This window comes from Moraxella atlantae NBRC 14588 (assembly GCF_001591265.1).
In the GTDB taxonomy this organism is placed as follows: Bacteria; Pseudomonadota; Gammaproteobacteria; order Pseudomonadales; family Moraxellaceae; genus Faucicola; species Faucicola atlantae.
This window is the reverse complement of the sequence record NZ_BCUL01000034.1, coordinates 1-11457: the sequence shown is the minus strand read 5'-3', so window position 1 is coordinate 11457 and position 11457 is coordinate 1. Positions and strand designations below refer to the sequence as shown.

Annotated in this window: 11 protein-coding genes and 2 pseudogenes; 7 read left to right on the top strand and 6 right to left on the bottom strand. The window is 42.1% G+C overall.

Annotated features, from left to right (window positions below; translation table 11 throughout):
- Positions 1 to 81: 81 nt before the first annotated feature.
- The 3 genes from MA2_RS10100 (at position 82) to tnpC (ending at position 2723) form a co-directional block, all read left to right on the top strand.
- Complete coding sequence (locus MA2_RS10100) at positions 82 to 492, top strand: transposase (RefSeq protein WP_079352279.1); 411 nt, start codon at positions 82 to 84, stop codon at positions 490 to 492.
- A complete protein-coding gene (gene tnpB, locus MA2_RS10095) occupies positions 489 to 860 on the top strand; it encodes an IS66 family insertion sequence element accessory protein TnpB (RefSeq protein ID WP_067059463.1) in 372 nt (123 codons plus the stop codon). Before MA2_RS10100 ends, tnpB begins: the two co-directional genes overlap by 4 nt.
- Positions 861 to 944: 84 nt before the next feature.
- Positions 945 to 2723, top strand: a complete 1779-nt coding sequence (gene tnpC / locus MA2_RS10090; protein WP_067059461.1) for an IS66 family transposase — start codon at positions 945 to 947, stop codon at positions 2721 to 2723.
- Between the two features lie 308 nt (positions 2724 to 3031).
- Here tnpC and MA2_RS10080 read toward each other — a convergent pair whose 3' ends face one another.
- From MA2_RS10080 to MA2_RS10055, 5 genes are all read right to left on the bottom strand, one after another.
- Positions 3032 to 4099 carry a helix-turn-helix transcriptional regulator gene (locus tag MA2_RS10080; protein ID WP_067059457.1) on the bottom strand — a complete coding sequence of 356 codons (1068 nt, stop codon included), beginning with the start codon at positions 4097 to 4099 and terminating at the stop codon, positions 3032 to 3034.
- A 343-nt stretch (positions 4100 to 4442) separates the two neighbouring features.
- Positions 4443 to 5417, bottom strand: coding sequence for a restriction endonuclease (locus MA2_RS10075; protein WP_158080597.1), 975 nt, complete (start codon positions 5415 to 5417; stop codon positions 4443 to 4445).
- 65 nt (positions 5418 to 5482) lie between these two features.
- Positions 5483 to 6278, bottom strand: a protein-coding gene (locus MA2_RS10970) for an IS5 family transposase (protein ID WP_115253967.1) whose coding sequence is annotated in 2 segments (ribosomal slippage) — positions 5483 to 6016 and positions 6018 to 6278 — 795 coding nt in all. Because the reading frame shifts where the segments join, the coding sequence is not laid out codon by codon here.
- Between the two features lie 34 nt (positions 6279 to 6312).
- Entirely contained in the window at positions 6313 to 7095 is a 783-nt protein-coding gene (locus tag MA2_RS10060; protein WP_067059448.1) for an SIR2 family NAD-dependent protein deacylase, read from the bottom strand.
- Between the two features lie 146 nt (positions 7096 to 7241).
- Positions 7242 to 8075: a PP2C family protein-serine/threonine phosphatase gene (locus MA2_RS10055; protein ID WP_067059467.1), complete on the bottom strand. Its 834-nt coding sequence runs from the start codon at positions 8073 to 8075 to the stop codon at positions 7242 to 7244.
- Between the two features lie 391 nt (positions 8076 to 8466).
- On the opposite strand from MA2_RS10055, the pseudogene MA2_RS10050 reads away from it, so the two are divergent.
- The 3 genes and pseudogenes from MA2_RS10050 to MA2_RS10045 form a co-directional block, all read left to right on the top strand.
- Positions 8467 to 8807 (top strand): annotated as a pseudogene (locus MA2_RS10050) (transposase); the annotation flags it as partial.
- Positions 8747 to 9058, top strand: a complete 312-nt coding sequence (locus MA2_RS10965) for a transposase (protein WP_082781985.1) — start codon at positions 8747 to 8749, stop codon at positions 9056 to 9058. The pseudogene MA2_RS10050 and the gene MA2_RS10965, both read left to right, overlap by 61 nt.
- A gap of 93 nt (positions 9059 to 9151) precedes the next feature.
- A complete protein-coding gene (locus tag MA2_RS10045; RefSeq protein ID WP_067059444.1) occupies positions 9152 to 10192 on the top strand; it encodes an IS481 family transposase in 1041 nt (346 codons plus the stop codon).
- 57 nt (positions 10193 to 10249) lie between these two features.
- On the opposite strand, the pseudogene MA2_RS11165 reads toward MA2_RS10045, so the two are convergent.
- A pseudogene (locus MA2_RS11165) lies at positions 10250 to 10351 on the bottom strand (transposase-like zinc-binding domain-containing protein); the annotation flags it as partial.
- Positions 10352 to 10426: 75 nt separating this feature from the next.
- Between MA2_RS11165 and MA2_RS10040 the strand changes: the two are divergent.
- A complete protein-coding gene (locus MA2_RS10040; protein WP_067059442.1) occupies positions 10427 to 11257 on the top strand; it encodes a cation efflux transmembrane domain-containing protein in 831 nt (276 codons plus the stop codon).
- Positions 11258 to 11457: the final 200 nt, after the last annotated feature.

Sequence of the window (11457 nt, the reverse complement as noted above, 5' to 3'; positions counted from 1 at the left end):
GGTAAGCCCCCGACCATCCCACCTATTTCACCGTAAACTAAAGCGAGATAATGTCCATGATTTCACTAAATGGACATTAAAATGGCAACCAACAAACCCAAGCGCAAGACCTACAGTGACGAATTCAAAGAATTTCTAGTACAAGAAGCGATAAGCTCAGGGCGGTCAATTGCCAGTATAGCCAGAGACAACGGCATCAACCAGAATCTCTTACACAACTGGAAACGAGCACAAAAAGCCAAACAAGCCCAAACCAACCAACTACCCGCACGCATCGACAACAACGCCACCAGCAACCACTCAACATTCATCCCTATCAACGTAACGCCAGAACCAAACCATGAGCAAATCATCGACCAGAGCACATCCAGGTCATCAGTCCTGACAGGTATAGAACTACAAATCCCCACTCACAACACAATGCCCATAAAACTAAGCATTGCCCAAATCGATAATCACAGCCTACTCGAACTACTACGGGGGCTACAATGAATCCCCTTATCAACCCCCAACAAATATGGCTATCCACCGCACCCATGGACATGCGAAGTGGCAGCAACAAGTTACTCGCCTTTATCCTACAGCACCACCCAGGCATCCGCCCACACTGTGCCTACCTATTTTACAACAAAACAGGCACCCGGCTAAAAATACTCATTCATGATGGACTGGGCATATGGCTATGTACCCGAACACTGGATGATAGCAGATTTCACGGACTTGGCGAACGCCTCATGCGACATCACAGCCTGACCAACTCAACCACAGGACTCACCATCAGCCACGAGCAATTCAACGCCCTTGTCAGCGGACTGCCTTGGCACAACCTAAGCAAAGACATACTCACGCCGCTGACCTAACCTGCCTTTATCATAAGCCCGCTAAATCTCAACTATCACCGCCCGTTAGCTGACAACCGATAGCGGTTATGGCACACTACTGCCATGACCGCAAACCTACCATCCGACTCTACTGCCCCAAGCTACGCTGAGCTATTAGCCCAAAACGCTCAGCTTCACCAACAACTTGATGCACAAAAACAACATTACGAACAGCAAGCAGCGCAACTCAAACAACAATACGACAAACAAATCGATGCGCAAAGGCAGCAATACGAAGCCGAACTTGCTCGCATCAACCAAGCACTCATTGACGCCATTGCCAAACAGCAACGTCTTATTCATCGTCTATTTGGGCAAAAAAGCGAAGGCTTAACCCCCAAACAAACCCACTTAAACCAAGAAACCGCCCTAGAAGACCTGGCATCGCTTGAACAAGCCCATGACAACTTCTTAGCCAATCTTAGTGATGACGAGCGATCCAAACTGCTTGCTAACAAGCCGATTGATGCTCAAACGCTTACTACTCAAGAACTTGAAGAAAAGTCGGATAACCAATTAGGCACACTATCAGAAAAACCAACCAAGCCCAAACGACAAAGACGCCTCGTTATCCCTGACAACCTCGACATTCACACCATCATCCACGAACCACCGTCAACCACCTGTGAGTGTGGCTGTCAAATGACGCAAATTGGTCAAGATGTTCAAGACAAACTTGGCTTTGTACCAAAGCAGTTTTACCGTGAGCGTCATGTTTGTCCCAAATACACCTGTCGTAACGCTGCGTGTAACCGTGAGCGGTTGGTTCAAGCCAAAACCGATGCCCAAATCATCGATAAAAGCATTGCCACGCCTGAGCTACTGGCTCATGTGCTTATCAGTAAATACGCTGACCATTTACCCCTGTATCGCCAAAGCCTGATTTATCAGCGTAGCGGGGTGTATTTATCCGATTCAACCTTAGCCGATTGGGTCGGACGCTGTGGGGTGCAGTTGGGGTTTTTAGTTAATCGATTAATTAAACTCATGCTCATTCAGCCAATTGTGCATGCCGATGAAACCCCTGTGAAGATTTTAAACGCTTACGGTACCAAAGATATTAAGCGCAAGTTAAAACAAGGTTATGTGTGGGCGTATGTAACCCCGCAGCATAGTCCAATCAAAACGGTGGTGTATGACTTTACCCAAGGTCGGGGTAGTGAGTATCCCAATGCTTTTCTGCAGGGCTTTAAGGGCAAGCTTGTTTGCGACGGCTATAACGGCTATAAGCCATTATTTGGGCGAGGGGTGATTGAAGTGGGCTGTATGGCTCATGCTAGACGTAAGTTTCATGAGCTTCATGTGACAGGGCAGAGTCTTATTAGCATTGAGGCACTAGCGTTATTTCAATCACTGTATGCCGTTGAGCGTGAGATTGATGAGCGGTTTGAGAAAAACCAATCACCAACGCCTAGAGATGCCCAAGTCGTTAGGCAAATCAGGCAACAGAAGGCTAAACCAGTTGCAGATAGGCTTTATGCGTGGTTACAGGAGAAAAGGCTGGGTACGACTAAGAATGCCAGTATTACCAAGGCGATTGAGTATTGCTTGAAACGGTGGCAGGCTCTGACACGTTATTTGGATGATGGCAGTTTGCCGATTGATAATAATTGGGCGGAGAATCAGATGCGCCCTTGGGCTCTCGGGCGTAAGAATTGGTTGTTCGCAGGGTCGCTTGAGAGTGGTCAGCGGGCGGCGAATATTATGTCGCTGATTCAGTCAGCTAGATTGAATGGGCTTGACCCTTATGCGTATTTGGCGGATGTGCTGAGACGTTTGCCAACACATCCTGATAGCCAGATTGATGAGCTGCTACCACATTGCTGGAAACCATCTCAATAGGGGGATGGTCGGGGGCTTACGCTCGTCAAGTTCGGTGTCTGCTAAAAACCGTTGTATGCGTCGGTAGTTGCTGTCGGTTTGTGTTGTATTGGGAAAGTGCCTTGCTATCTTTTTTAGGTTGCTACTTTGGGCGGTTATCAAACCTATTATCATTTGGCTGATGCAGTTGATTTTTGCCTTGTGTAGCTTTAGGTTTTGGGCTAATATACTTTCAAGTCTGATAAGATTTGGCATGGTTTAATTCGTCGAAAAAATTACTATTATGCCTTGTTTTATCAGACTTTTTTATTTTTTTGTCGTGTGCAGAGTTACTGATAATAATTTAACCCATCAAGCAGGCGGTTTTTAACCGCTTCTCGCACGTCAATTGGCTCGAGCACTTCCGATAACTGCGACATACTTACTAGCCAATCGACCAACCGTACGCTATTCATTACGGTGGCGGTGAGCAGTAAATGGTCATCATCCAATCGCTCAATCGTTTGGTCGTCCGACAGTGGGCGTTCCCGCAAATGGTCGCCTGCATAATGTTCGATTTTCAGTTTTAACACGATTTTTTCGCCCCAGTCAGTAAGATGGTATTCAAGTTTTCCAAGATTATTAAGGTAATCGAGGTTAAATTTCTCCACCCATACTGGAATCGTTTCATCAATAATTTTGGCGGTGATGATGCGATTAATGGCGAAATTACGATGTTCACATAATTGGTCAATTGTATCCATACGAATACTATCGCCTACTGCATAAAAGCCCGTCAGATAAATCATGTTATCAATAAACACCAGACCGACAGGGTAAATGGTCTTGGTTTCGGGCTGTTGCTCCCATTTTCTACGGTAATCAAATTCTAGCGTTTTATGGTCGAGAATGGCTTGTTGGATGGTCGCTATCACTTGATTATCAAATTGCGGGGCGTTTAGCAAACTGGGCAAGGCAATGATATGATTTTTCCATTGCCCGAGCGTACTGGCTTGATATTGCTTTTGTTGTCGGCTATGCACGCTGGCAATCTTTTCGACCAGTTTTTGGTGTATATCGTGTGGCAGATAGTGGGCGGTGAATTTGTCGAGCATTTCCCAAAAGAATAACTCGTCGTTGTCGTAGCTGTCTAGGGTAAAGTCGGGGTGTAGGTAATATTTGGGGGTTTTGCCCTTTACGTCTTCTGACCAGTCGGGAATCCGTATGACAGCATCAGAGCCAAATTCTTCGGCAAGTTTTTCAAGGTCGCTTTTTAGGGCTTTGGCATGGCTTTCGGTTTTTTCATCGCCAAAACTGTCAATCAGTTCGGCAATGGATTTGGCTTTTTGTTCGCTACGGGGCAGTTTTTCATACAGGCGTAACAAGCGAATGGCACTGGGTTTTGACATAACAGGCATGATTTTATCCTTTTAGCATTAAAGGTTAGTTAAGGTAGTTGATTAAGTCCACTTCAGAAACTCGCATTCCGCTACGACGACCTTCGACCAGTTGGCGGATAACTTCTCGCAGTTGTTGCCCTTGGCGAATGGGGGACAGGTGAATTTCGTGGTCGGTGGTATAAAAATAGGTAGGTTTTGAAGTTGAGTAGGTGCGATGGTTTACCGTACCAGATGGTTTGTTCGTTCATAGCCTTGTCCTTTGTGGTTGGGATAAGGCTATGATACGAAATGGGTTGGAAGAAAGTTTTCTAACCTTCGGCTTAGAGAAAATTATTTAAAAATTAAGTTGATTTTCCTAATCTCATAAATCCAATCCACCATTTTGCAAAATAAACAAACCTAAATCAGAACCGTACAGAACAGATACAGGGATATTGATTTCTTCTTGTAAGGAAGTTAAGGCTTCAGTAAATTCTTTTGAAATTTCATCTGCTGTTGAAACTATTAGCCCCATGCTAATTTTGGGGAAATGTTCGTAGGCTCTTTTAATATCTTTGATAGCTTGTAAGTCACTATGCACGCCTTCAAAAGATTTTACCTGTACAATCAGTCTTTCATCTGTTTCAAGACCTGCAATGGGTAAGCCAGACTTATAGGTAACAATTAGGTCAGCCCCATGGTCAGCCGCCCCACCAATCCATTCAACATTAGAAACACCATCAACATTTTCAAAAATTGATTTCATTAATCGTTCTAAATCATAGTTTGGATGGGTTTTATGAATCTTTCTAGTGATTTCTTTAAGAAAGGGTTGAATGTCGTTGTTTAAAAATAATACATTCGATTTCGTGGTATTTTCTTTATCAGAATAACCATTCTCTAAAATGTTAACCAGTTGCTCAAATTCATCTTTAAAACGAATACGCCAATATCTGCCCTGTAATTTTAGACGGGATTTAATAAGTGGATGGACACTTTCACTATTTCTATCAAAAGTTTTGACTGAGCTTTTATCAACTTTAAAACGATGATTGAAATCATCATCTGCAAAATCCCAATAGTAGCCATCTTCCACTTTAGCAAGGGTGCATTTACCATAGGTGGGGGTGTTAATGTAAACAACGTAATTATCTTTTTTCAAGTCTAGTAGAAAATATTGATAACAGCTTTTTTCATCATCTGTTAGGCTATTGTAGCCTTCATTTTTTTCCTTTTCTTTCAAAAGGTTTAAATCTGCTGATTCAATATAACTCCATCCGAAACGTCCTTCCCCTTCTAGCAAGGAATTATAAACACGTTCAGCATTTTTACTATTTACTTTGAGAGCGTAAATCATTTTAATCTCCATTTTTTGGTTAGGTTAGTGATAAAGAATTTAAAAGAATTTTTGTTAGAACCTGTTCACAATCTTTTCAATAACAAAGCGATGAAAGCAAGATTGGTCAATTGAAGGCTCGAATTTAAATGACGCTCACAGTTTTTCCATAGATGTCTATTTTTCTCAAGCCAAGCAAACGAACGTTCTACAACCCATCGCTTTGGTATGACTTTAAACGTATGCAGTTCATCTCTTTTGGCAACTTCTGTGGTAACGGTTTCGCCTAAAAGGGTCTTTACACTATTGGCAAATGGCTCACCTCGATAACCACCATCAACCATCACATTGTTTACGCGGCTTAATCGTTTGCTATTTTGACGAAGTAACGTTTTAGCACCGTCACGGTCGGTGATATTGACAGTGGTAATACAGATAGCATGCGGCAAGCCTTGGCTGTCTACCGCAATATGACGTTTAATCCCTGATACTTTCTTACCGGCATCATAGCCTTTGTGCTTAGCGGTATCGGTGTTCTTAACACTTTGAGCATCGATGATGATAAAACTGGTTTTGCCCTTACGTTTGTCCTTCTTTCGCGCTTTTTTGACTAATTTTTTTTAAGGCTTGGTCAAGAATGCTGTTGCCATTGTCATCAAGTTCGCTCCATTTCTGAAAGTACGAGTGGACGGTGCGCCATTTGGGAAAGTCATGGGGCAGCTGTCGCCATTGGCAACCTGTTCTTAGTACATACAATAACCCACAAAATACGTCATAAAGGTCAACCGTTCTTGGTTTGGTCTTCTTCCTTGCACTTTCTAGAATGGGTAGTATGTGCTCAAATTGTTTTCGGCTAATGTCGCTTGGATAGGATTTTCTCATGGTGAATTACTCGGTTATTAATCGATTATGTCGCTTATCCTAGCATATTTTTTAATCGTGAACAGGTTCTAAGCAAACTGACGGTTTTGTCTTTGCTATATCGCACCAGTTTTTCTCCAAAGTTTCTTACGTTTGCGATAGACGTACCTGCCCCTAATTCAATAATCGCTAAATCATTTACTTTTTTTAGCCAATCATTCATATAGCGTTCTTTTTCATCTTCGCGCATAGGATAAAAACGATAGTCATCAAATAGCCGTGTATTGGGGCGAGCCAAACCGCCACAATAAGGGCAAGTGGGCAAATCACTGATTAACTGACATTGGCTTTCATCAACAATCGGTTCGAAAACATCGGATGACCAAATGGCAGGTTTACAGTTATTGGCACATTGCAAGCAATAGACCGAGCCATGAATTTCAAAAATTTGCTCTTCACGAAAGCCTGCTTTTTGAAACTCGCCATCGACATTACTGGTAAAGATAAACGACCCGTGGCTAAGATTAGGCAAGTTGTCCGACCATTGTTTCAAGAGATAAAACCCTTGATGGGGCTGAACTTCTCGAAAACTTTTTAGCATGAGACCTTGAAAGCCCCATGCAAGTCTTGGCTGTTCATCCAATAGCTTTGGCGTGGACATATTCTCAAAATTAAGATTGAGATGGCGCAATGGTGGGTATGCCCGCCAAAATCCTTCTTCGCCTCGAAAGTCTGGCAAACCCGAATCCACGCCCATACCCGCCCCTGCGGTAATCAGTAAGCCATCGGCGTGTTTTAGATGGTCAGCAAAGTGCTGTAATGCGGTTTGATGGTTCATGAGTTGTCCTTGTTAGTTTATACATGCGATTTTTTGAAAATCCTGCCTGAAACTTCTTTTAACTTTCCAAAATTATTCTGCCTAACTTATTATGTTTTTAGACGACCTACAACGTCCCCATTTTTACACTTTTTTACGAACATTTCTTATCCATCAAACCGCACCACAATGGCGGTGGCGTTGTCATACGCCCGACCATCGGACGCATAAATCTGCTTGCGTAACTGCTTTAACCAATCTTGCAAATCGGTATCTTTATCAATCCCCTGCCATTCATTGCTCGGCACTAGGTCATGCACGCCATCGCTGCACACTACCAACGCATCGCCCGCTTGGACGGTTAATGTTTGACTGGCGTAAGTGGGCATCGGGTTATTATCTAAATCACTATCCACGATAAGACAATCGGTCAAGGCATACAGTGACCTTGCCATCCCTTCGGCATTATAGTCACCGAAATCAACGGGTTTACCTTCGACTTGGGCTTTTTCATCGAGCAATTCATTAAGGACATTGTGGTCACGGGTCAGACATCGCCAGGTCTGCTCAAGATGGCAAAAATGATATACCCGACTGTCGCCAATGTGTTTTATCACCACTTGATTGGGTGAATTTATCGGGCGATACAGTAAAGCAAGCGTGGCACTTGCTCCACGATATTTGCGTGGCGAAGTAGCGACTTTTTCATAAATTCGCTCAATATTCATGCTGGGGTGTTGCGAATTGGGTTCAGCAAGATAGGCTTGCCATTCTTCAGCTACGGCTTTTACCACGGCTTTACTGGCGTATTGAGATAAGGGCGATTCTGCCACACCGTCGGATACAGCGACACAAAATTCTTGGTCGCAAATGGCGACAGGCGTAATGCCTAATTTTTCTTGATAACAGGTATCAATAAAGAAAAAAGTGTCTTGTTGTAAACCGTTACTGGCATTGCCTTGAAAGGTGATGGCACATAAGATAGCAGGAAGATCCGCCATAAGCGTCACTCAAATAGTGGGATTGCTGATAGTATAAGGGAAAACTTGGAAAAATATATTCTAGGTATCTCGAATAGCTTTTATGTTTTGAAAACTTCAATATAAACTTTTTTTGACTAAATAGCCAAATTTTTGATTTAAACCAAGCCGATTTTTTGCTATCGTGGTCTAAAAAATAGGATAAAAACCTTGTTTAAACAATGCTATCACCACAACTTAGCCAACCTTTAACGAGAAAATAAAATGTCAGACGCAGCGGCATTTACCCCTTACGGACGCAATACCGACATTTACCACCATGCGGATTTGCAGGTATTAAAGCGTATGATGTATGCTGAAAAAAAACGGAGAAAAATATTTGGTAAACTAACCCACAAAACAGGAGTTTACCATGACCAAGAAAAGAGTAGAATACAGCGAAAGTTTCAAAGCCGAAGCCATCGTCAAAGTCAAAGAAAATAATGGCAATATCAGCCAAACGGCTAAAGAACTAGTTATACCCATGAACACACTAGCAAACTGGCATAAGAAGGCTGAAAGCGGTGTACTTGTAGGCACGCAAAATCATAGTCCTGAACTCATAGCCGCTTTGGATAAAATCAAAGACCTTAAAAAACAACTCAAAATCGCCTGCGAGGAACGAGAAATCCTAAAAAAGGCAACGGCGTACTTTGCCAAGAACCTGTAGCCAAGTACGCCTTTATGCAAGAGAATCGATTGAAATACTGCATTATTACACCCGCAGTTGGTCGCCTATTGGCAAACCTTGTTATGCCAAAATCGATGCCAATAAGGGTAAACGCTTAAACTTAATGGGAGCCATGCGATTAAATGAGTTTAAACTCATCGCGCCTATTACCTTTGAAGGTGGTTGTAAACGTGTGACCGTTGAAGATTGGCTACACACATTAGCACAATCTTTGCCAAAAGATGAAAATGGTAATTATCCAAAACGTGTATTGGTGTTGGATAATGTGTATTAGTCCAGACCTAATCTGACAGTCTTAATTGAAAAAAGAAAGTTACCCATATAGGATAAAGGTGTCTAAACTCAAACCTAATGGAGTAACTTTCTCATGTACCATACTACCAATTCCATCATCAAACATAAAGTAGGCTTGCTCAATTTAGCCGAAGAACTGCAAAACGTCTCCAAAGCCTGCAAGGTCATGGGCGTATCACGAGATACCTTTTACCGTTACCAAGAAATGGCAGAGCAAGGCGGTGTTGATGCGTTAATTAACCGTTCAAGAAGAGTACCAAACCTAAAGAATCGTGTCGATGAAGTCACTGAAAAAGCTGTTATTGACTACGCCATCGAATTTCCTGCCTATGGACAAGTCAGAGCATCCAATGAGCTACGCAAACAGGGCGTATTTGTCTCACCCAGTGGTGTTCGTTCAATCTGGCTTCGTAATGACCTAGAGAACTTCAGAAAGCGTCTTAAAGCTCTAGAAGACAAAGTAGCGACTGATGGTATTATTCTCACCGAATCACAAGTTGTCGCCCTTGAGAAGAAAAAAGAAGATGACATTGCCTGTGGTGAAATCGAAACGGCTCATCCTGGTTATTTGGGTTCACAAGATACTTTTTATGTTGGCAATCTAAAAGGTGTTGGACGTATCTATCAGCAAACCTTCGTAGATACCTATAGCAAAGTGGCTTATTGCAAGCTCTATACGACTAAAACGCCAATTACCTCAGCAGACTTTCTCAATGACAGAGTATTGCCGTTCTTTGCAGAACATGATTTACCAATGCTGCGCATTTTAACGGATAGAGGTACAGAGTATTGCGGTAAGGTGGAAAACCACGATTATGAGCTGTACTTGGCAATGAGTGATATTGAGCATACTAAGACCAAAGCTCGTTCACCTCAGACCAATGGCATTTGCGAGCGGTTTCATAAGACGATTTTGCAGGAGTTTTATCAGGTAACGTTTAGGAAAAATCTGTACAGTTCACTCGAACAGTTGCAGTCTGACCTAGACATTTGGTTAAACTTCTACAATAATGAGCGTACTCATCAGGGCAAAATGTGTTGTGGTCGTACCCCAATGCAAACGTTATTTGATGGTAAGGCAGTTTGGGCGCAAAAAAATTTAGCTCAAATTTAATCTGACAGCCAGCGTCCTTTTATGGGTAACTGTCAGATGAAGTCTGAATTACTACACGTCATTGTATTTATAGTTTCGCTTACCATAGCTTTTGAAACCATTTTTCTTTATATTGTCACTTAGACAGGCTGGGCATTTGATGTATAATGTCATTTGCATTTCACTATTTATCAATTTCTCAGCCTGTTTTTTCCAGCCTAGTTTTTGAACCACCACCCGGATATAAATGTAGCTATGAATAAAACAACTTTTAAAATATCGAAGATGGACTGCCCTTCGGAGGAAAACCTAATCCGAATGAAATTAGAGGGCCACTCGAATATTGAACATCTTGAGTTCGACATTCCTAACCGTCAATTAACTGTGTTTCATCATGACAATATAGAAGGGATAGAGACTGCTATTCATGACCTAAAATTAGGAGACACCTTACTCTCGACCGAAACCATTGACCCCTCTGATCCCAACAATAATTTTAAAGTTGATGCTGACTCTAGTCACAAAAAAGATGCTGAGCAAAGAAAGCTACTATGGATAGTGCTGGTCATTACCTTTGCTTTCTTTATTATTGAAATGAGCATGGGACTGATTTCTCGTTCGATGGGGTTGGTCGCCGACAGCTTAGATCAGTTATCAGATAGCTTCGTGTATGGAATTAGCTTATTTGCGGTCGGTGGAACGGTCATTAAGAAAAAACGGATTGCTAGAATTGCCGGATATTTTCAAATTACGCTGGCGATTCTTGGTTTTTTAGAAGTACTAAGACGTTTCTTTGGCAATGAGCAGTTACCTGACTTTTCTACCATGATAGTCATATCGATTCTTGCGCTAATTGCAAACTCGATTTGCCTCTATTTACTACAAAAATCGAAAAGCAAAGAAGAAGCCCATATGCAAGCCAGTACGATTTTCACTTCAAACGATGTGGTTATCAATTTAGGGGTAATTGTTTCAGGGATTTTGGTTAATTGGTTACACTCGAGTACGCCTGATTTGATTATTGGTAGCATCGTATTTGCTTTAGTTATTCAGGGTGCCTTTAGAATATTGAAGTTGAGTAAGTAGCCAAGCCTAATAACTGAAGCAAATAGCTCAAGTAAGTAGCTTAATTAAACCGCTAAGTGTAAAGTAACTGGGTTTGAAGCAAATAAACATCATAAGGATATGAGACCTCAAGCAATGATTGAACAAACTTTAAATCTAGTCACCACCAAAGACCATCAGCAAGTTGCTGTTTGGCGAATAATATAGTTAAAACTGTAATA